The sequence below is a fragment of the Aquirufa salirivi genome, assembly GCF_045310485.1.
GTDB lineage: Bacteria > Bacteroidota > Bacteroidia > Cytophagales > Spirosomataceae > Aquirufa > Aquirufa salirivi.
Genome location: NZ_JBEWZH010000010.1, coordinates 88,578 through 109,332 on the forward strand (window position 1 = coordinate 88,578; position 20,755 = coordinate 109,332).

Sequence of the window (20,755 nt, forward strand, 5' to 3'; positions counted from 1 at the left end):
TGAAATGCGCAAAAAATACCCTAGAAACGATTTAAAATAGATTTCACATAGCCGTAACAAATCCGTAAAATGGACCCAAATTATACCCTTCGCCGAGCTAAATTAGATGATGAAACAGCTGTATTGGAACTTGTCAATGAGCTAGAAAACAGAGAGTCTGACCCACAAATTTTTGCTCAAATTTGGGCGGAGTATTTGGGGCATATGCATACCCATGTTTGGGTAGCAGAAAACAAAGAAAAACAAGTACTTGGTTTTTTGAGTGTGGTAGGTCAAAACCTATTACATCACGAAGGAATGGTCTATGAGATTCAAGAATTAATGGTTACGGCCTCTTTTCAAGGTAAAGGCCTCGGTAGAAAATTAATAGAAGTACTTAAAAATGAGCTTAAGGAAAAGGATGTGAAATCAATCGAAGTGACGTCGAACAAACGAAGAAAAGAAGCCCATGCTTTTTATGAAGCGATGGGCTTTACTAATTCACATGAAAAATTTACAATCTATTTTTGAGATAGTCTGAGGGCCGCTTTCAATTTGTCGAAAATGGCGGTGTTTTGATATATTCCTTGAAAAACCTCAGAGCCTGGTCCAAAAGCAAAAACGGGAACCATTTGTCCCGTATGTCCTTTGGTAATAAATGAAGCTTTTACTTCGCCTGTTGTCATATCTCCTCCCAATAAAGCCATACCACCCGTTTCGTGATCAGCCGTAATTAGAACCAATGTTTCTTTATCTTTTTCAGCAAAATTTAAGGCAGCTTCTATACTTTTATTGAAATCCACCATTTCTGACACGGCATAGTTGGTATCATTCGCATGTCCACCCCAGTCAATTTGTCCTCCTTCAATCATGACAAAGAAGCCTTTTTTATTCATGGAAAGTAATTCCATCGATTTGTTCGTTGCATCAAGTAAAACATCCCCTCTGCCTTCACTAATTTTAATGGGGTCACCGGATGCATATAAATAGATAAATTTCCCTTGCTTAATGGCATTCATTTCAGCTAGGGATTCAACTACTTGATATTTTTTTGATTTAAGGGAATCCAATAAATTTTGACCATCTTTTCGTTGGTCAAAGCTTTTTCTTCCTCCTCCTACAACAATATCTACATCCGTTTTGAGAAAATCTTTGGCTATCTCATCATGCATATTGCGCTTGATCTGATGGGCAATAAAGGCAGCAGGAGTAGCATCTGTGATATCAGCGGTACTGACTAAACCCGTAGCCAAACCTTTTTTCTCTGCCAATTCTAAAAGGGTTACTTGTGGAGCTTGTGTGGCATCCACCCCTATAGCTCCATTGTAGGTTTTTTTACCTGTAGAAAATGCAGTGGCTCCTGCTGCTGAATCTGTTACATAATTATCAGATGCTTGATTTTTATGAAAGCCAATGTGACGAATTCTTTCTAAGGCTAGATGTCCTTTATTGGCTGTAAGTCCAGCATAAATTTGACTGACACCCATGCCATCCCCAATTAAAAAGATGATATTCTTCGGGTATTTAATGGTAGAACTTTGTCCAAAAGTGGTAAATGCAAGTAAGTAAAGTAAACTGATGGAAATGACTTTTTTCATAGAAGGTTAATAAAGTTTTTGAATGTATTCTGCTGTAAATCCGGGACTTGTTGTCATTCCTTTGCCACCAATTCCATTGATCACATGAATGACATCGTCCAATGTTTTGGTAAAGATATCAGATTTGTTGGCCTGTAAATAATATCCAGCCCAGGTTGATTCTACATCCCAACTTTCAAGATGCAGAATTCTCTTAGCTTCATTCAGCATCATTTCGTTGATTTCTGTAGCTATTTCAAAACCAAAATTGGCTTGATGGTGCGCTGGAACATAAGCATGAGAATCACCTAAAATAATGGAGCCATCGGCAGCTTGTTTGAATAAAATATGAATACCCTGCTCCTGTAAAAGTTTTTGGTCGACACTTGCTTCTAACTTGTGAAAAGAGGGACAAGAGTGAAAACTTTCATAACGACGAATCGTTAAACCCGTTAAAATATTGGCATTAAATGCCCGTTTTTGTGGTTTTAAACGCATCATTTGAAGCTTACTAATTTTTAAGTCGGCCTGAGCAAATAAGTCTGGGAAAAGAAATTGGGTATCCCTACCACTGGCTAAAATGACCTTATCGGACCAAAAAGCTTGTCCATGTGCGCTATGAATCTTAGCAATGCCTCGCTTTTTTTCAATGGATATAACGGAGCATAAAGGTTGGTAATGTAATCCCATGTACTGGATAAGAAATTCTCTGACTCGATGTACCATCACCAAAGGATTGAGGGATGCTTCTTCGGGAAAAAATAGTCCTCCTTTTACATACTCTTTCTTTAAGGAGGGATTTAATTCCATGCATTCATGAGCCGAGTAGAGTTTATTGGTATAATTTCTTTCCGTAAAAAGTTGATGTATTTCTTCCAAAAGTGTCATTTCTTGGTCGTCTGAAGCATAATACCATGATCCATTTTTGACTAGAGAAATATCGGTGTTTTCTTGTAAGTCCTTATAAATTTTTAAGGATTTACGGCCATATTCAAACCATTGAGGAAGTGATTGTCCCGATGGAACAGCCTGTCCAAAATTACGGAAACTGGCTTCAAAAGGTAGTGCGTCTTTTTCTAATAATAAGACAGTTTTTCCTTTTTTTAAGGCGTGATAAGCACAAAAGGTCCCGATGATACCTGCGCCTACAATGATTAAATCATATTTTTTCATGATTCACTTTTTCAATGATGGGTATTAAATCAGCTATATTATTCAGTAAGCCATCATTTGGATAAGCTTCTAGTTGCTCTCTTGAGTGAGTACCATTACAAACACCAAGTGCGAGACGAACTCCTGCATTTTTACCAAAGGCTAAATCAACGGGCGTATCACCCACATTAATGACTCGATTTTTATCCGTAATACCAAAACGCGACATGGCAAGTTCAATCATATTGGGAGCTGGTCGACCTATTCCATTTACTTCATCTGGACAAACAGAAAGGTGTATGCCCGACTTGTTTTGGATATTCATGTAATTCTGGTTGAGGGTTTTTCCCCAACCTATTTTATCTAAAATGATATTAGCGACTTTGCGATAAAAACCCGTTGTTAAGGCTATATAAATACCTTGTTGATGTAAATATTGGAATAATTCAAGGCAACCTTCAGTAGGTTTAACTTCAGTATTTAGGTAATGCTCTTCTAAAATTTGTGTAAAATCTTGATAAGAAGTTTGAGCTTTTTGTTCCACCATGGGATCTCCTTCTCCCAATTGTTCTGTCCAAAGCGTTTGAAAAACATAAAGTTTGGCATAGCCCTGTAAGGCTAATATGCGGTCATCGCTAGACATTAAACCATTTTTTAGAGCGGCTTTTTTGAAGCAGAGCTCCACTTCATGCTCATCTAAGATGCTTGTTCCAGCCATATCTAATACGACTAATTGAATGTTTTTTGTGGACATGATAGAGTAGTTTGAATGCGAATTTCCAGTTTTTAAATTAGCAATGGATTAGTTGGATGTGAAATAATTGTAAAGAAACTAATGGTATTATTTTAAGTTTATTTGATATTCAGTAACGCGCTAACCTTGTCTTAATTATTTGTCAACAATTTCGTAACAAAGGACTATTTTTCTTAACAATTTCTTGTTCTAAGGCACACAGTTAGCTTACCTGCTAGGAATACTTTTGTGTGAAAATTTAAGGGATTAGAAAATGATGAAACTCTACGAGAACATTGACTATATGTAGTAGAATTAGTACATTCTAACAGATATTCTAGTAAACTAATTCATTATGAGCATTTTGACTCTTAATTGTTTATTTATTGGAAAACAGAATTAATCGTTTTGGTTCGTTTTGTACATCTAAACCTAAAATTCTTTTTTAACATTCTTTAAAAACAAAAAACTTTATGAAAAACTTTTTACAAAAATTGTCTCGAAGAAAGATTGCGCATAAGTCGGCTTGGCTTATGATGATCTTTTTTCAATTGACGACTATGTTGGCAATGGGCCAATCTAGAAGTATCAGTGGACGGGTAATCTCCAAAGAGGATAATTCTGGGATACCTGGTGTTTCCATCCAAGTGAAAGGAACAAACATGGGAACTAATACGAATTCGGAGGGACGTTTCTCTCTTTCGGTGAATGCCAATGCTATTTTACAGGTTTCTATGATTGGATACAAAAAGCAAGAAGTTGCCGTCGGCGCTCAAACGGAGCTTTCAATTGTCCTAGTAGGCGATGATAAACAGCTTCAAGAAGTAGTAGTTACAGCTTTAGGTATCAAAAAAGAGATAAGAAAAATTGGTGTATCTATTCAGTCTTTGGATGGTGCATCCGTAGTGAAAGCTCGTGAGCCCAATGCGATTAATGCTTTGGTAGGAAAGGTAGCAGGTTTAACGGTGGGTGCACAGCCGGAACTTTTAAGAAAACCTACCATCTCATTACGTGGTAACTCCACCGTTCTATATGTAGTAGATGGTGTACCTATTAACTCGGATACTTGGAACATTTCTCCAGATGATATTGAAACCTATTCCGTGTTAAAGGGAGCTTCTGCTTCGGCATTATATGGTTTCCGTGGTAAAAATGGAGCTATTTTAATCACAACAAAACGTGGTTCAAAAGATAAAAGAGGATTCTCTGTGGAGGCAAATTCATCAACTATGATGGAAAATGGATTTTATGCCATACCGGTAGTTCAGGATGAATATGGTCCAGGTGATCACGGTCGTTATGCTTTTGGAGATGGTAAAGGTGGTGGATTAAATGATGGTGATTACGATGGTGGTTGGGGGCCGAAATTCAATGGACAGTTGATCCCACAATATGATTCACCTGTGGATCCAATTACGGGTGTTCGTGCAGGTACTCCTTGGATTAACCGGGGTAAAGATAACTTGAAACGTTTTTTAGAAACAGGAATTTTATCAACAAACAACGTTTCTGTTTCTGCTACTGGCGACAAGTATAATTTGCGTTTTTCGACCTCTCATATTTATCAAAAAGGAATTGTTCCAAATACGAAAATGAACATTACCAACTTCAATATCGTAGCTGATTACAAGTTTTCTGATAAGTTGAAATTTGAATCCAACTTACAATATAACCGTCAGTATACTCCCAACATTCCCGATGTGAATTATGGTCCTAACTCCATCATATATAATATCATCTATTGGGCGGGTGCCGACTGGAACGTGGATGATATGCGTAATTATTGGCAAAAAGGTAAAGAAGGTATTCAGCAGATTTATGCAGAATATCAGCGTTACAATAACCCCTATTTTATGTCATATGAGTGGTTACGTGGTCATTACAAAAATGATGTCGTAGGTCAAGCAGCATTGCGTTATCAATTAGCAGATGGCTTAGAAGTTTTGGGACGTACGCAAGTAACTACTTGGGATATGGTAAGAACGGAGAAATTCCCTTATTCTGCTGGTTCATATGGACGTGATGAGCGTCGTGGGGATTACCGCGAGGACCGTCGTTCTTTATTTGAAAATAATACAGAATTATTGGTTTCTTACGATAAGGATATCACAAGTGGTTTGAATACAAAAATCACCGCTGGTGGTAGTATGAGAACTTTCCAATACAAATCAATGTACGGAACTACGGATTACTTGAACGTACCAGGTTTATACAATTTTGCGAACTCATCGAACCCCGTGAAACTATTTAACTTTGGTTCAGAAATGAGAGTATTGTCTGCTTATTATTCAGCTGACTTTTCATATAAGAACTTTATTACCGTTTCTACTACAGGTCGTTTAGATAAGTTGTCTACTTTACCAGCGGGTAATAATGCATTCTTCTATCCTTCGGTTTCTGCTGCAACGGTATTATCTGATTACATTAAACTTCCAGAGGTCATTTCATTCTTGAAGTTTAGAGCTTCTTATGCTAATGTAAAAGATGGTTTGACAGCCTCTACTATTGGAACAACACCCTCCATAGGTGGAGGTAACCCAATCGGATACGGCGAGCAATATCAATCACCTTATGATGGTCCAGCGTATACCAATTCAGCGGCATATTCTACGTTCCCATTGTACAATAATCAAACGGCAGCATCTTATACGAACACCTTGAATAATCCGAACCTAAATCCAAGTTCTACCACCCAGAAAGAAATTGGTATGGATTTACGTATTATTAAAAATCGTTTAGGTTTGGATGTTACTTATTGGAATTCATTAGATGGTCCTTCTATTTTCTCTTTACCCATTTCTACTACCTCAGGATATAGTTCAGCTTTGGTGAATGGTATTAAAACAGAGAAAAATGGTTTTGACATTTCGCTTACTGGAACTCCAATTAAAACAGAAAGCGGGGTCACTTGGGATGTGGTGGCGAACTATGGTTCATATATTGAGACATTGAAGGAGATTTACCCAGGAGTGAATAGCTTAAATACGTTCTTGAAAGTGGGTGATCGCTTAGATAAAATGTATGGTAGAGCTTTTGTTCGTACACCGGAAGGAAAAATCATTAATGATGCTTCTGGACGCCCTATTTATAATCCAGTATCTCAGAATTTAGGCAATATCAATTCGGATTTCGTATATGGTATCAATAACAAGGTAACGTATAAAAATGTGAGTTTAAGTTTCCAATTTGATGGACGTGTTGGAGGGGTAATTTCAAACTATACTCAGAGACAAACGTACCGTGGTGGTCGTCATATTGGCACTACTACTGGCATCTTTGCGGAGGCTCGTCCACAGGATTTTGTGGGTGTGAAAGCATTTACAGGGGAAGGGGTACAGGTTAGTAATGGTGTAGCTATTGCCTATGATGTGGATGGTAAAGTAACCAACTACTCGGCTTTACAGTATACTCCAAATACCACTAAGCAATTTGTTCAAGATTATGTTTCTAGGTATTATAATTCAGATGAAGGAAACTTAATGAGCAGAACATTTAGTATGTTACGTGAGGTGAATTTGACTTTCAACTTACCTTCAGCTTGGTTCGGAAAATTTGTACATCAAGCCAATGTTTCTTTGGTAGGACGTAACTTATTTTATTTCGCGGAGAAAACAGACATTGATTTAAACCAATATGTATTTGGTGGTGAATCTGGTCCACAAACTCCTTCAGTTCGTCGCTACGGTGTGAATTTTAACGTTACTTTTTAATCCATCGAATTATCGATTTAAATGATAAAGCATATGAAAATGAATAAATATATCCTTGCTCTTTTTGGCCTTTTGATGGTCACGTTGAGTAGCTGTGAAAAACCTTTTGATCAGTTGGAAATTGATTCCAACAAACCTGTGCATGTACCTGCTTCTTTGGTATTCCAAGGGGTGGCGTATAATATGTTCAATGATAATGGTCGTCCATTTAGTGCGGAGATGCGCTGGAACCAGTTTTATTGTTCGAACTACAATTATTATGCGAACAATGAGTACACTTTTGGACAAATGCCAAACCAGTTTACTACCTTAAAAAATGTGGTGAAAATGGAGGAAGAAGCCAAACGTGCTGGATTGGCTGACGTGAATGGATATGCTGCTTTAGGTAAATTCTTTAGAGCCTATTTCTATGATCAAATGTCGAAACGTGTCGGTGATTTACCTTTGACAGAGGCTTTGAAGGGAATTGAAGGAGTTTCTCCTAAGTATGATTCTCAAAAGGTCATCTACATTCAAATCTTGAAGTGGTTAGATGATGCCAATACGGATTTAACGAGTTTAATTGCCAAGGGGGAAACCGTTTCTGGAGATATCTATTACAATGGTGATTTGAAGAAATGGCAAAAGGCTGTTAATGCCTATCGTTTACGCGTATTGGTCACTTTATCTAAGAAAGATACTGATGCTGAATTAGGTGTAAAGGCCAAATTCGCAGAAATGATCAGCAATCCGACGAAGTATCCTATGATGACTTCCATGGCGGATAACTTGGAGTTTAAATGGAATAACTTCAACAAGTATCCATCTAATCCAGACAACTTTGGTTTTGATGCTACTCGTCAAAATATGGCAGCAGCTTATGTTAATTTACTATCAGGTTTAAAGGACCCACGTGTAATGGTTACTTGTGAGCCAGCTGGATTTGAATTGAAATCAGGCAAATTGCCGTCAGATTATTCAGCCTTCTTAGGTGCAAGCTCTGCGGAAGATTTGGCGGATATGTCAGATAAGGCGGGTATCAATAATGGTGCAGGTTTTGCTCCAGGTAAATACTCTTTCCAAAATAGAAACCGTTACTATAAAAATTATACGGCAGAAAATACGTTCATCGTAGGATATCCTGAATTATGTTTCAACATGGCGGAAGGTATTGCTAGAGGATGGGCAACAGGTTCTGCGGAAGATTGGTATAAGAAAGGTATTCAAGCTTCTCAAGCATTTTATGGGGTTAAAGATGGGGTGAATACGATGACTTATTCTAGAACTGGTTCTATGGCAGCGGCGGATCAAGTTAATTATACGATTGACTTCACTTTTGCTGATTATTATGCCCAAGCTGGTGTGAAATATGATGCTTCTAAAGCCATTCAACAGATTGTTTCTCAAAAATACTTGGCGTTCTTTATGAACTCTGGTATGGAAGCCTATTTCAACTGGAGAAGAACTGGATTCCCTAAATTTGATGCAGGTGTAGGTAATGGGAATTCCAATAGAATTGCCGTTCGATGGATATATCCTACAACAGAAAGAACGACGAATGCAACTAATTATAAAGCGGCAATTCAAAGTCAATTCAACGGCACAGATGATATTAATGATCTGATGTGGTTGATCAAATAGTTAATGGTTAAAATGAGAAATAAGTTACCTAAAAAGCCAGGCATTGCCTGGCTTTTTGTTTTTGTAATATTATGATAATGTGTGATTTGTGTTACGCAATTGGATAATATGGAGTGATTTGAATACCCAATATTATGCTTGTTTTTTTAAACTATTACATAATTATTAAATCGGATTTTTGCCTCAAATTAAACCAAGTTAGCTACCTAAATTTACTTTACAGTTAGGTTATACATGGCTAATAGAAAGAAGATATTGTTTTTAACAGGTTCCATGAATCAAACCATTCAGATGCATAAGATCTCTATGTACCTGTCGGAATATGATTGTTACTTTAGTCAATTTTTTAGTGATGATCAATTCATATCCTATGCTATAAAACGGGGGATTTTAGATGGGACTATCATGGGTCGCCCATTAAAAAGAATTGCAGAAAATTACTTACTATCTCATGGCTTGAAAATCGATGATAAAGCCGAATTACATCACTATGATTTAGTGGTTTTTTGTTCAGATTTATTATTCCCTAAGAAGTTTAAAGGCGTAAAAACGATTTGGGTTCAAGAAGGGATGATTGATCCCTTTACAACATGGAGTGGGATCATTCAAAAGTTAAAATTGCCGAGGTATTGGACCATGGGAACATCACTGAATGGGACGTCTAATTTATGTGACATTTATTGTGCTGCGTCTGAGGGATATAAAAATTACATAACAGAAAAAGGGACAAGTCCCGATAAGGTCATTGTGACGGGAATTCCCAATTATGATCATTTGAAACTATTTCTAGAAAATGATTTCCCTTATTCAGATTATGTGATGGTGGCAACTTCTGACATAAGAGAGACATTCCGATTTGAAAACCGAACGAAGTTTTTAAAGAAATGTGTGGAAATAGCAGGAGAAAAAAGGTTGTTGTTTAAACTTCATCCCAATGAAAATAAATCAAGAGCCATGGAAGAAATCAAACGCATTTGTCCTGAAAATACCTTGATTTTTACGGATGGACCTACCAATGATATGATTGCCAATTGCAGTGAGTTAATTACTCAATATTCAACCGTAGTTTATACAGGTATAGCACTGGGTAAAAAAGTATATTCTTATTTTAATATTGATGAATTGAATCAATTAATGCCCATTCAAAATGAAGGAAGCTCGGCGGAAAATATATCAACTATTTGTCGTGAGTATATCGAATTTACGGGTAAAAGAAATCAATTTATAGCTCAATATTCTTCTAGTTTTGAAAAATGTATCAAAGGCTATGAGGAATAGCAAGTTGCTGATTTTGGTTCAAGCCAGAACAGGTTCAAGTAGATTCCCGAATAAGGTATTGAAACCTGTTTTGGATAAACCTATTTTGATTCATCAACTTGAGCGCATCCAATCTATTCAAAGAAAAGCAGAGATTGTGGTCATCACATCGTTAGAGCCTGAAGATGATGCAGTCGTGGAAATTTCTAAAAAATATGGCTTTCCCGTATTTAGAGGATCTCTCCTCGATTTGTTGGATAGGCACTATCAAGCAGCTAAAGCCTATGACGCCGATTGGATTGTTAAAATTCCATCCGATTGCCCTTTGATAGACCCACAAATAATCGATGAAGTTTTTGATTATTGTTTCTCACATGAAGGGGAATTTGACTTTGTGAGCAACCTGCATCCTGCTTCGTATCCAGACGGAAATGATGTTGAAATGATGACGTTTTCTGCTTTGGAAAAAGCATGGAAGGAGGCAAAACGCCCTTTTGAAAGAGAACATACGACACCCTATTTTTGGGAAAATCCAAGTCTATTTAGCATAGGTAATTGGGAGTGGAAGAGTGGTTTAAAGTACGATATGAGTCACCGATTTACCTTGGATTACCCGGAAGATTTAACTTTTATAGATCAGGTTTACCAGCATTTGTATTTCTCTAAGCCATTTTTTTGCTTAGATGATATTCTCAACTTGTTACAAGCTCATCCTGAAATATACCAGATTAATTCTTCCTATGCTGGAGTGAATTGGTATAGAAATCATTTACATGAATTAAGAACGATTGGTGTTGAACAAACGAACATGTACCATGAAATTAGAAAAACGAATTGAACTACAAGAATTCGCCTTACGCGTAAGGGAGCGAATTGTGCCTTTGGCAAGTGAAGGAGGTTGCTTTTTAGGCGCATCTTTGTCGGCAGTTGACATGTTGACCTATCTCTACACGTCCTTTTTAACGATAGATGCACAGCATTTAGATGATGAAAATAGAGATTATTTGTTTTTATCGAAGGGGCATGATGTGCCTGCCTTATATGGGATTTTTGTAGAATTAGGATGGATTGAGCCCGAAAGATTGAAAAATCATTTATCTGTCAATGACCATATTTATTGGCATCCCAACCGACATATTCCAGGGGTGGAATTTCATGCAGGCTCATTGGGGCAGCTTCCTGCTGTGGCCATTGGAGTGGCATTGGAGATTCGTCTAAGAAAAGGAAATAACCGAGTGGTATGTATTCTAGGTGATGGAGAATTAAATGAAGGTTCATGTTGGGAAGCATTTTTAGTAGCCCATGCCAAACAATTATCCAATTTAATTTTTGTTGTGGATAGGAATCATTTTCAAGCCAATATGGCTACAGAAGAATTAATTCCTTTAGAACCTCTCCAAGATAAATGCCAGGCTTTTGGCTTACAAACCTATCGGATCAACGGTCATGACTTTGACCAATTAGAGGAAGTTTTTACTCAATTGGAATTAAATCAGGGGCCATCCATGATCATTTGTGATACAATACGCGGCAAAGGATTGCCCTCTATTGAAGCACGCGCTGACCGCTGGTTTTGCAACTTTAATTCACAGGAAATAGCGGATTTATTGGATGAATTACATCAAATTAAACAAGCTGATATTACCTCTCAAACGATTGTAGCTAGATAATAGTAGCACCATGACTTACGAACAATTATTACAAGAAAAAGCCAGTCATGATCAGAGATATGTGGTCATGACGGCAGAAAATAGGGCTTTGGTTCGAAATTTACCAGGCATTTTGGGTGACAGGTTTATTGATACTGGAATTACAGAGCAAACCATGATGGGAGCAGCAGCAGGCTTAGCTTTGCGTGGCAGGAAACCAATTGTGCATGCTTTGGCAGCCTTTCTTACCATGAGGGCATTTGAATTTACCCGTACCTCCATTGGTATTCCCAACTTACCTGTCAAAATGAGCAGTTTCATTCCAGGCTTTTTGTCGGACGGTAACGGACCTACACACCAGGCCATTGAGGATGTAGCCATTATGAGGGGCATACCCGGGATGGAAGTGTTTGCTCCAGCTGATGAGGACGATTTAGTGAAGATGTTACCAGCCATTTGGGAGACCGAAAATCCAAGTTATGTGCGAATCAACACCACAGCTAATCAATACAAACATTCGATTTATGAGCTAGGTAAGGCAGAGATTGTAGCAGAAGGGAAAGATGTGACCATTTTGACCTACGGTTTTATGTTTGAGAACAGTTATCATGCCATGTTATCCTTGCAAGAAGCGGGGTATGATGTGGGATTGGTGAACGTTAGAAGCCTAAAGCCATTTGATGTGGATATGCTAAAGGCCTTAATTGGGAAAACACAATTACTGGTCACCATCGAGGATCATTTTTTAACAGGGGGATTATTTAGTATCGTGGCTGAGAATTTAGTTAGCAATCAATGGTCTATTCCTGTGAAGCCAATGGCATTAGATGCTCATTGGTTTCGACCTGCTCGTTTACAAGAAGTGGTTGAATATGAGGGTTTTGATGTCCCTAATTTAGTATTACGTATTTCGAAATTTATTCAAGAAAATCAATAAGTTATGCCTAACTCGGTTCAGTTTAATGCTGCATTACCCCGTATTTCTGTTTCTCAATCTTGGTACCAGCGAGGGTTGGAGGTACAAAAACCCATTACTCAGACATTGGCAAAAGGTCCAGGTCAATTCTCCAAAGGGGTAGCACCAATTTACCTACAAAAGGGGAAGGGGTCGCATGTATGGGATGTGGACGGGAATGAATACATTGATTACAATATGGGGATTGGTCCTTTATCCCTTGGATATGGGGTATCTGAAATTGATCAAGCGATCATCGAACAATTGAAAGACGGCATTACTTTTTCATTAATGCATCCATTGGAGGTTGAAGTTGCCGAAATAATTTCCGAAATCATCCCCCATGCAGAGGCTGTAAAATTTAGTAAAACAGGAGCCGATGTCACTTCTGCGGCTATTCGAGTCGCTAGGGCATTTACAGGTAGAGATAAAGTATTTTGTTGTGGTTATCACGGCTGGCATGATTGGTATATTGGGATTACATCTAGAGGAAAAGGTATACCAGAAAGTATTAAAAATTTGTCCTTTACATTCGGGTTTAATGATATAGAAAGTATCCGTGAAGCTTTGGATGAATCGGTGGCTTGTGTTATTCTTGAGCCATTTATATTTGAAAAACCGCAGGAAGGATTTTTGAAGGATTTAGCAGAATTATGCCGTGCTAATGGCACATTACTCATTTTTGATGAGATGTGGACTGGATTTAGAATTGCTCTGGGTGGAGCTCAGGAATATTTTGGAGTTAAAGCTGATTTAGCTACTTTTTCTAAAGCATGCGCTAATGGAATGCCATTAGCTATTTTAACCGGGAGGAAGGATGTGATGCAATTGTTCGATGAGGATGTGTTTTCTTATACGACATTCGGAGGAGAGGCTTTGTCTTTAGCTGCCGCTAAAGCAACTATTTCATTTATGAAAGAACATGCTGTTCCAAAAGTCTTAGAAGAAAAGGGATTATGGCTTCAAAACGCATATAATCAATTGACCTCTGATTTAGGGATGAGCCATATAAGTACTTGTGTGGGTTACCCATGTCGGACCATGCTTACCTATGCTGCAGAAGGTCAGGATTCCCTAGTTTTGAAGACATTTATGCAGCAGGAATTATTGCAAAAGGGTATTTTGTGGGGTGGCTTTCATAATATGTCGTATAGCCATAGTCAGGAAGATTTAGCCTATACCATGGAAGCATATTCAGATATTTTACCCAGGTTAAAATCGGCAATAGAGTCGAATACGGTTAAATCATTGTTAAAAGGGGAGGTATTAGAGGCGGTTTTTAGAAAAGTTATGGATCATAATATTAAGCCTAAAGTCAACTAGATGGACTTATTTGAATTAAATGACAAAGTAGCCTTGGTTACGGGTGCTTTAGGTTTGATTGGAAAAGAGCATTGCAAGGCATTAGCTCATGCAGGAGCTACGGTTATTGTGGCGGATTTAAATGAATCAGCATGCCATGAATTTGCCCAAACACTAGGGAATGGATCCATGGGATTAGGCATGGATATTAGTTTCGAGCCATCGGTTCAATTAGCTGCTAGCTGGGTGAAAAGCCAATTTGGGCATTTGGATATTTTGGTGAATAATGCAGCTATTAACGACCATTTTCAAGATTCGGCTAATGTATTAGCTTTATCATCCTTTGAAAATTATCCACTGTCTATGTTTAAAAAATCATGGGAGGTGAATGTCATGGGCATGTTTTTAGTTTCACAAAAAATGGGGCAATTAATGCTAGAAAAGGGAGGAAGTATCATCAATATTGCTTCTACATATGGCATGGTAGGTCCAGATCAAGGGCTTTATAAAGACGCAACTGGTAAACAAGTCTTTTATAAAACTCCGGCATATCCTACCACGAAAGGAGCTGTTATAAACTTCACTCGATATTTGGCGGCCTATTGGGGGGATAAAGGAATTCGGGTAAATACATTGTCGCCAGGAGGTGTAGAGAATGGGCAGTCTGATTATTTTATACAACAATATATTCAAAAAACTCCACTGAAAAGAATGGCAAAAGCATCCGATTATGCAGGCGCCTTACTTTTTCTAGCTAGCGATGCCTCTGCCTATATGACTGGGGCAAATTTGGTTGTTGATGGAGGCTTTACAGCGATTTAAACCAATATATCATGCAATTAAATAGTATTAAGTTAGTTTTGACGGATTGCGACGGAGTCTTGACGGATGGCGGGGTATACTATGGAGAGGCAGGTGAAGCATGGAAGAAATTCAATATTAGGGATGGTATGGGAGTTGAGCGATTGCGTAAATTAAGAGGAATCCCAACAGGAATTATTACGGGTGAAGTATCAGCTTCCTTAGTGAAAAGAGCTGAGAAACTTCAAATATCAGAATTGCACCTAGGTATTAAGGATAAGGAAAGAGTATTAGCAGAAATTTTAAAAAAGTACGATTTGCAAGCTTCGCAAATTGCTTATATCGGGGATGATGTCAATGATTTGGTTGTTTTGCCTTTTGTGGGGGCATTTTTTTGTCCAGCAGATGCAGTAGAACAAGTTAAAAAAGTAGCGTCCTTGGTGCTCTCCACTAAAGGAGGAGAAGGATGCTTTAGAGAAATGGCTGAGCTTATTCTTCAGGCTCAGGGGATAAATTAATTGGAAGCAGAAAATTGTTTTAGACCAATTATTCCAATAACAATCAAACTTAAAAAGGCGATTTCTAGGAAATTTGTAGGTGTTTTAAAATAGAAAACATCGGTTATTTTGATGAGAACCAAAGAAAAGGCTGTCCAAACGGCTATGGCGGTGGCTGTAGGGATATCTTTCAATGAAATGGAGAGAAAATAGATGTTGGCAATTCCAAAAACTATATATCCTAAAAAAGGGGAAAGCTCTGTTAAAAATGCCATGGAAAAAGGAGAATGCTGATTCCATGAGAGTTTGAATTTTTCAAAATTCATGTACTTCAAAGAATAGGTCCAGCCTGTTTCAAAGATGGATGCAATGAATAAATACAGCCAAGGTTTAATCATAAGTCTTCTTGCTTTTTTTCCCTAGGTTCAAATGTCCATCGGTAAAATGCATACCAATGCTGGGCGAAATAATTTTTTGGAAATTTATAGTATAGACCCCAAGAACTTGGTTGATTTGGGCTCTCATATAAAGTTCTAAAAATCACATCCCAAAAGCTAAATTTAGTTGAAAAATTTGCGTGAAAGACTTCATGATGATTGGCATGGTGCCAAAGGTGAAACTCGGGGCCATTGATGATGTACTTTAGTTTTCCAAGACTAACTCGAATGTTAGCATGGATGAACATTCCCCATAATCCATCTATTAATCCTTTAATAGGAATAATGAGAGGGTCTGCTCCAAGTAAAATAATTGGTAGAAACTCAATGGTTTGGTTGATAATAATTTCTAGAGAATGAGATCTAGCTCCCGCGATCCAATCAATTTTTTGATTGGAATGATGTGCTTCATGAGTTCTCCATAATACCTTGTTGGCATGTTGCCAGCGATGAAACCAATAAATATATAGATCATGAGTAATCAAAAAGAAGAGCAGTTGCCATGCTATAGGCCAACTGCCCACTGAAAACATGAACTTTATTGGAATAAAATGTTGAATTGGTGCAATGATATAATCAAATATCAAAATTTTAAGTAGAAAGCTTTGTACAATCGCATATGCCAGTAAATCGGTCCAGAATCCTTCTCTAAAAAAGGAAATACCCTTACGATAAGGGTATTTCCTTTCAAACCAGATTAATAGTATAACTCCTACAATGAGTACAATAAAGCAAATTATATGGACGTCATGTAATTTCATTTATTAAAGCATATCCACTAACCTATTTTCCGTGATATTAACACGCAGTTTTTTCATAGGTCCAATTTCACTTTCATATACTTGTTTGATTCCATTTCCTAGGGATAATTCCGTATCATGTATATCTTTTACCAAACGTACAAAGCCTTGTGGCTCCACCGATGCAGCATGATCAGATCCCCACATGGCCCGATCCAAGGTAAAATGACGTTCCACAAATTGAGCTCCTATGGCTACTGCAGAAACTGTTGTACTTAATCCTGTTTCATGCCCTGAATACCCGATAATGTAATCTGGATACATATTTTTAAGGGTTTTAATCATTCGCAAGTTTAACTCCTCTGGCTTGCAAGGGTAGGCTGAGGTAGCATGAGCAATCATTAATGGATAATCACCATATTCTCTGATTAAATCCACGGCAAAACTTATTTCATCCATGCGAGACATCCCCGTTGAAATCATGATGGGTCTGCCAGTAGCACATATTTTACGAATTAGAGAATCGTCGGTTAATGAAGCAGACGCTAATTTGTACATCACAGGATTGAATTGTTCCATGAAATCTACCGAAGGTTCATCCCATGCGGAAGCAAACCAATCGATACCTTTCGATTTGCAATAATTATCAATTTCGGAGTATTCTAAAATCCCAAATTCTGTTTTTCTTTTATAATCGATGTAAGTCATTTTACCCCAAGGTGTATCTCTTACAATTTCCCATTGATCTTTAGGAACGCAGATTTCTGGAGTACGTTTCTGAAATTTGACAGCGCTCACTTTTGCTTCAACAGCAGCATCAATTAACTGTTTTGCTATTTCCAAGGAACCATTATGATTGATTCCAATCTCTGCTATGACATAACAAGGACTACCTTCTCCAATCGTTTTTCCAGTATTTAATGTAATTTGTTTCATAAGGTCTATTTAAGATTTATATGTTGTGTAAGTATTCGTGAAACTGCCATCTGGATATAAGTCAATGATGGCATATCCAGGTTTTGTTTGTTGATAATCCCCTGACCACCAGGCTCCACTTACGGCTCCATTGCAGCAGTAGCTTACTCCATTGTATTCGACACGATCTAGTAAATGAATATGCCCACTGATAGCTAATTTGACATTAGGGTATTTTAGGAATAAATCCTTTAGTTCACTGGCATCTTCGTGCATCCATTTCCCAGGTACATTCCATTGATTTTTTTCAAATCTTTTTCCATCAAAAAATATACATGCTGATAGAATAGGAATATGGGAGACAATCATGACAGGCTTCAATGGAGGAATATGGGCTAATTCATTTTTTAGCCATTCCATTTGCTCTTCATCGATTTTCCCCGTGTACCATTGACCATCTTGGTTGGGACTAATACTATCTAAGCTAATTAAGTGCCAATGACCTAGGTCTTTTGACGTGTAGCATTTTTCCTCTTTTAATTCATCTAGTGCCCATTTTTTTCCATCTACGATGCTTTGTGGATTTTCATTTTTGCACCAAATATCATGGTTACCGATGGACTGAATAATAGGTGTAGAAAGTGAATGAGTTAATACATCGTTCCAAAGTCTCCATTGCTTTTCAGCAACTCCACGCCCTCCTCGATGAGCGTCCATAATGGCATCTCCACTATTGATAATTAAATCAGGCTTAGAGGGTAAATTTTGGATGTGACTAAGGCATTTTTCTAGCCCTTTGGCAGCACCTATCAGAGGCATCATATGCACATCCGTGATATGTGCAATGCGATAAGGTTTAGAATTTTTGGGGGATGACGATTTTGCCATTCCCATGGAAGGCAAACTAATTGAACTTGCAACTAAACCTAAGGTGTGTAGTAAAGACCTTCTATTCATAGGATGGTTGAGTCATGATTTCTACCCAAATTTCCTATTTTAGTTTTACCTTAGTTTTTCCTGAAAATCATATAATTGTTTTTTTTTAGGGCAAATAATAAGGAAATGTTGCCTCTTGATAACTAAATGATAAAGGCTAAGCTATCAGGGAATGATCCAACAAGTAGTAGGTGTAAATTATATTTTTGGAATGGATAAGCCGCCATTATTTTTAGGCAATGTCCAATGGATTCGCTTGGTAAATAGCGACTTCCAGCTACTTTTTTTCTTACGATCTGGTTGAATTAGTTCTCGTAAGTGAATATCCATTAATCGAGAAGATTCCTGAATCCAATGGTGGTAGGTAGAATAATCCGTTACGTGTTCTTTTTGGTAGACTTTGAAAAGATTTAAATCAAAAGTACTTGCGGCTAAACCTGCGCCCGACTGAGCTCCATCAAATGCATTGATCATTTGTTCGATGTGGTTGGGAACAGGAACCATCATCGTTGGTTTAGCCAAATACATGGCTTCTGCAATGGACTCAAATCCAGCAGTGGAAATTAAGCCAGCACATTGCGACATTTTTTCCAAATAGAGTTCTGCATGAATGGGATGGAAAGTCAAATTAGCAGAATAGTGAAAAATTTCTTTGTGGCTAGGGTGGTCCCAAAAACAGTCGAGTTGAATATCTGGATTGAGTGTAGACCATGCCATGATATCTTCGGCTAGTCGAAAGTGCGTTAAATAAGCTAACCAACTTTTACCCGCTGTGGATTTCAATTCTTTTACCTCTTTTCTTAATAAGGGAGGAATCACATCGATATTCCGTTTTGTGTCATTTTCCAAAGGCAAAAAGGAGAGGCCTAGTTTTTTCTTAGAACCAATCGCCGTGATTTGCGTATTTAGATTGAGAAAAAATTGGTCAATTTTTTTTTCAGGAATGGTCTGAAAGTGTTTGTTTAACAAAAGATATTGATGTCCTATGGATAAGCATGGAATTTTAGCGCCAGTTCTCCACTGGTGGAGGCCAGTAATGGATTCATAGAAATTAATGATTCCATCAGGTCTATTTTCATCAATAAATGAAGCTAACTCGGAGGCACTATTCCAGTAGGTTTTAAATTTGGAGAAGGCTTGTAAGGCCGTTTTGCCTACTTGAACAGCCTTCCCATTGCCATAACAAAGCGATGGGCTTTCGTATTGCAAAAGAGGTTTATCTCCGATATAATCAGTAAAAAAGCTAGGTATTTTGCGATTATTGGTGGAACCAACAGCATATCCTACGACTTCATGCCCTGCTTCCTGTGCTAATTGACTAAGGGAAATAGCTTGGGTCAAATGCCCTCTTCCCTCTCCTTGAATCGTAAATATAAACTTTCCCATATTAGAGGGTCATTTGGTCGCTTAAAATTTCTTTTAATTCTTTTTTTAAATCAAAATCAGGATACTGAAGAATTTGCCATTCACCTTGATGTGTTTCTACCAAGGCAGTTAATGATTCTACCCAATCACCTGAGTTCATGTAGGAAATCCCTCGAATCTCTTTAATTTCAGCTTTATGAATGTGGCCACAGATAATGCCATCTGCTTCTTGAGCAATAGCTAGTTCAACTAGTTTTTCTTCAAAATCAGAGATGAAATTGACGGCTGCTTTAACTTTTTGTTTGATAGTTTGAGAAAGGGAATAATATGGTTTTCCTTGTCTTTCTCGATGGTAATTATACCATTTATTCACCCACAATAAAAAAGTATAACCGATGTCACCTAGATAAGCTAACCACTTCATTTGACTAGTAATACTATCAAATATGTCGCCATGGGTGATAAAATATTTCTTACCAAATGACTTTAAAGTATAATCTCTTCGAATAGAAAACTGTTTACCTATTTTTAATGGAATGATTTGATCCAGAAAATCATCGTGATTGCCACGTAAATATATTACTTCTGTATCCCAGCGATCCATCATTTTTAAGACAGCACGAAAGAATCCTGTGTGTTTTTTCTTCCATTCGCCTCCCTTTTTTAATTGCCATCCGTCGATGATATCCCCATTTAGAATGAGTTGATGGCAGGAATAAGCTTTCAGAAATTCATTAACTTCTTTGGCTTTGGCACCTTTACTTCCTAAATGCAAATCGGAAATAACGATGGTTTTGTAAGTGGGTTGGTAGTTAACGCTCATGTTGCGTAGTTTTTCTTGATTCAAAACTACGTTGATTGTCAGTTGATTGTGTTAGGAAGGCGTTAAGGTATGGTTAAATTTTAACTTGAAAATCCCTTAACGCTGTCAAGGTTTTAAACCTTGACAGCGTTGGTAAAATTGGTCTTTTTAGCCCGTTAAATCAATCAGTTTCTTGGTGATTTTTTGTTAAAATCAGCTTACTGATATAATGAAAATATATCAGTTTTTTGATGAATATAGAATGGAAAAATTGATAGATTTGCCTAACGCTGTCAAGGTTTTAAACCTTGACAGCGTTGTTGATTTG

At 37.6% G+C, this 20,755-nt stretch carries 19 protein-coding genes; 10 read left to right on the forward strand and 9 right to left on the reverse strand.

The features are described 5' to 3' along the window. Positions 1-69: 69 nt before the first annotated feature. Complete coding sequence (locus U0R11_RS12845) at positions 70-510, forward strand: GNAT family N-acetyltransferase (RefSeq protein WP_406752129.1); 441 nt, start codon at positions 70-72, stop codon at positions 508-510. Here U0R11_RS12845 and U0R11_RS12850 read toward each other — a convergent pair. Genes U0R11_RS12850 through U0R11_RS12860 form a run of 3 tightly spaced genes read right to left on the reverse strand, consistent with a single transcriptional unit; the run spans position 501 to position 3,462 of the window. Continuing rightward, complete coding sequence (locus U0R11_RS12850) at positions 501-1,577, reverse strand: alkaline phosphatase (RefSeq protein WP_406752131.1); 1,077 nt, start codon at positions 1,575-1,577, stop codon at positions 501-503. The genes U0R11_RS12845 and U0R11_RS12850 overlap by 10 nt on opposite strands. A gap of 6 nt (positions 1,578-1,583) precedes the next feature. Beyond that, positions 1,584-2,729: a TIGR03364 family FAD-dependent oxidoreductase gene (locus U0R11_RS12855; protein WP_406752133.1), complete on the reverse strand. Its 1,146-nt coding sequence runs from the start codon at positions 2,727-2,729 to the stop codon at positions 1,584-1,586. Beyond that, positions 2,716-3,462, reverse strand: a complete 747-nt coding sequence (locus U0R11_RS12860; protein WP_406752135.1) for an HAD family hydrolase — start codon at positions 3,460-3,462, stop codon at positions 2,716-2,718. The genes U0R11_RS12855 and U0R11_RS12860 overlap by 14 nt, the downstream gene beginning before the upstream one ends. A gap of 452 nt (positions 3,463-3,914) precedes the next feature. Here U0R11_RS12860 and U0R11_RS12865 point away from each other — a divergent pair, with 452 nt between their 5' ends. From U0R11_RS12865 to U0R11_RS12905, 9 genes are all read left to right on the forward strand, one after another. Continuing rightward, entirely contained in the window at positions 3,915-7,151 is a 3,237-nt protein-coding gene (locus U0R11_RS12865) for a SusC/RagA family TonB-linked outer membrane protein (RefSeq protein WP_406752137.1), read from the forward strand. Positions 7,152-7,184: 33 nt separating this feature from the next. Then, the gene (locus tag U0R11_RS12870) at positions 7,185-8,771 is read left to right on the forward strand and encodes a SusD/RagB family nutrient-binding outer membrane lipoprotein (protein ID WP_406752139.1); all 1,587 of its coding nucleotides are present in this window, start codon (positions 7,185-7,187) and stop codon (positions 8,769-8,771) included. Between the two features lie 234 nt (positions 8,772-9,005). Then, positions 9,006-10,049 carry a hypothetical protein gene (locus U0R11_RS12875; protein ID WP_406752140.1) on the forward strand — a complete coding sequence of 348 codons (1,044 nt, stop codon included), beginning with the start codon at positions 9,006-9,008 and terminating at the stop codon, positions 10,047-10,049. Next, on the forward strand, positions 10,039-10,866 hold the full coding sequence (locus U0R11_RS12880) for a cytidylyltransferase domain-containing protein (RefSeq protein ID WP_406752142.1): 828 nt from the start codon (positions 10,039-10,041) through the stop codon (positions 10,864-10,866). The genes U0R11_RS12875 and U0R11_RS12880 overlap by 11 nt, the downstream gene beginning before the upstream one ends. Continuing rightward, the gene (locus U0R11_RS12885) at positions 10,844-11,698 is read left to right on the forward strand and encodes a transketolase (protein ID WP_406752143.1); all 855 of its coding nucleotides are present in this window, start codon (positions 10,844-10,846) and stop codon (positions 11,696-11,698) included. Before U0R11_RS12880 ends, U0R11_RS12885 begins: the two co-directional genes overlap by 23 nt. 10 nt (positions 11,699-11,708) lie before the next feature. Continuing rightward, positions 11,709-12,614, forward strand: a complete 906-nt coding sequence (locus U0R11_RS12890) for a transketolase family protein (protein ID WP_406752145.1) — start codon at positions 11,709-11,711, stop codon at positions 12,612-12,614. Positions 12,615-12,617: 3 nt separating this feature from the next. Next, positions 12,618-13,955, forward strand: coding sequence for an aminotransferase class III-fold pyridoxal phosphate-dependent enzyme (locus U0R11_RS12895; protein WP_406752147.1), 1,338 nt, complete (start codon positions 12,618-12,620; stop codon positions 13,953-13,955). Then, entirely contained in the window at positions 13,956-14,756 is an 801-nt protein-coding gene (locus tag U0R11_RS12900; RefSeq protein WP_406752149.1) for an SDR family oxidoreductase, read from the forward strand. It abuts the gene before it with no gap. Positions 14,757-14,767: 11 nt separating this feature from the next. Further along, positions 14,768-15,253, forward strand: coding sequence for a KdsC family phosphatase (locus U0R11_RS12905; protein WP_406752151.1), 486 nt, complete (start codon positions 14,768-14,770; stop codon positions 15,251-15,253). Here U0R11_RS12905 and U0R11_RS12910 read toward each other — a convergent pair. The 6 genes from U0R11_RS12910 to U0R11_RS12935 all read right to left on the reverse strand — a co-directional run bounded on the left by U0R11_RS12910 (position 15,250) and on the right by U0R11_RS12935 (position 20,448). Then, entirely contained in the window at positions 15,250-15,630 is a 381-nt protein-coding gene (locus U0R11_RS12910) for a DMT family transporter (protein ID WP_205753204.1), read from the reverse strand. The genes U0R11_RS12905 and U0R11_RS12910 overlap by 4 nt on opposite strands. Beyond that, positions 15,627-16,430 (reverse strand): sterol desaturase family protein, encoded by an 804-nt coding sequence (locus tag U0R11_RS12915; protein WP_406752153.1) that lies wholly within the window; start codon positions 16,428-16,430, stop codon positions 15,627-15,629. Before U0R11_RS12915 ends, U0R11_RS12910 begins: the two co-directional genes overlap by 4 nt. 3 nt (positions 16,431-16,433) lie before the next feature. After that, complete coding sequence (locus U0R11_RS12920) at positions 16,434-17,345, reverse strand: N-acetylneuraminate synthase family protein (protein ID WP_269004678.1); 912 nt, start codon at positions 17,343-17,345, stop codon at positions 16,434-16,436. A 9-nt stretch (positions 17,346-17,354) separates the two neighbouring features. After that, positions 17,355-18,281, reverse strand: coding sequence for a metallophosphoesterase family protein (locus U0R11_RS12925; RefSeq protein ID WP_406752155.1), 927 nt, complete (start codon positions 18,279-18,281; stop codon positions 17,355-17,357). 177 nt (positions 18,282-18,458) lie between these two features. Next, positions 18,459-19,646, reverse strand: coding sequence for a glycosyltransferase family protein (locus U0R11_RS12930; RefSeq protein WP_406752157.1), 1,188 nt, complete (start codon positions 19,644-19,646; stop codon positions 18,459-18,461). A gap of 1 nt (position 19,647) precedes the next feature. After that, complete coding sequence (locus U0R11_RS12935) at positions 19,648-20,448, reverse strand: UDP-2,3-diacylglucosamine diphosphatase (RefSeq protein WP_406752158.1); 801 nt, start codon at positions 20,446-20,448, stop codon at positions 19,648-19,650. Positions 20,449-20,755 lie beyond the last annotated feature (307 nt).

Excerpts from the sequence above, each read along its gene's own strand:
- U0R11_RS12845 (WP_406752129.1), top strand. The coding sequence starts at position 70 with ATGGACCCAAATTATACCCTTCGCCGAGCTAAATTAGATGATGAAACA.
- U0R11_RS12850 (WP_406752131.1), bottom strand. The coding sequence starts at position 1,577 with ATGAAAAAAGTCATTTCCATCAGTTTACTTTACTTACTTGCATTTACC.
- U0R11_RS12855 (WP_406752133.1), bottom strand. The coding sequence starts at position 2,729 with ATGAAAAAATATGATTTAATCATTGTAGGCGCAGGTATCATCGGGACC.
- U0R11_RS12860 (WP_406752135.1), bottom strand. The coding sequence starts at position 3,462 with ATGTCCACAAAAAACATTCAATTAGTCGTATTAGATATGGCTGGAACA.
- U0R11_RS12865 (WP_406752137.1), top strand. The coding sequence starts at position 3,915 with ATGAAAAACTTTTTACAAAAATTGTCTCGAAGAAAGATTGCGCATAAG.
- U0R11_RS12870 (WP_406752139.1), top strand. The coding sequence starts at position 7,185 with ATGAAAATGAATAAATATATCCTTGCTCTTTTTGGCCTTTTGATGGTC.
- U0R11_RS12875 (WP_406752140.1), top strand. The coding sequence starts at position 9,006 with ATGGCTAATAGAAAGAAGATATTGTTTTTAACAGGTTCCATGAATCAA.
- U0R11_RS12880 (WP_406752142.1), top strand. The coding sequence starts at position 10,039 with ATGAGGAATAGCAAGTTGCTGATTTTGGTTCAAGCCAGAACAGGTTCA.
- U0R11_RS12885 (WP_406752143.1), top strand. The coding sequence starts at position 10,844 with ATGAAATTAGAAAAACGAATTGAACTACAAGAATTCGCCTTACGCGTA.
- U0R11_RS12890 (WP_406752145.1), top strand. The coding sequence starts at position 11,709 with ATGACTTACGAACAATTATTACAAGAAAAAGCCAGTCATGATCAGAGA.
- U0R11_RS12895 (WP_406752147.1), top strand. The coding sequence starts at position 12,618 with ATGCCTAACTCGGTTCAGTTTAATGCTGCATTACCCCGTATTTCTGTT.
- U0R11_RS12900 (WP_406752149.1), top strand. The coding sequence starts at position 13,956 with ATGGACTTATTTGAATTAAATGACAAAGTAGCCTTGGTTACGGGTGCT.
- U0R11_RS12905 (WP_406752151.1), top strand. The coding sequence starts at position 14,768 with ATGCAATTAAATAGTATTAAGTTAGTTTTGACGGATTGCGACGGAGTC.
- U0R11_RS12910 (WP_205753204.1), bottom strand. The coding sequence starts at position 15,630 with ATGATTAAACCTTGGCTGTATTTATTCATTGCATCCATCTTTGAAACA.
- U0R11_RS12915 (WP_406752153.1), bottom strand. The coding sequence starts at position 16,430 with ATGAAATTACATGACGTCCATATAATTTGCTTTATTGTACTCATTGTA.
- U0R11_RS12920 (WP_269004678.1), bottom strand. The coding sequence starts at position 17,345 with ATGAAACAAATTACATTAAATACTGGAAAAACGATTGGAGAAGGTAGT.
- U0R11_RS12925 (WP_406752155.1), bottom strand. The coding sequence starts at position 18,281 with ATGAATAGAAGGTCTTTACTACACACCTTAGGTTTAGTTGCAAGTTCA.
- U0R11_RS12930 (WP_406752157.1), bottom strand. The coding sequence starts at position 19,646 with ATGGGAAAGTTTATATTTACGATTCAAGGAGAGGGAAGAGGGCATTTG.
- U0R11_RS12935 (WP_406752158.1), bottom strand. The coding sequence starts at position 20,448 with ATGAGCGTTAACTACCAACCCACTTACAAAACCATCGTTATTTCCGAT.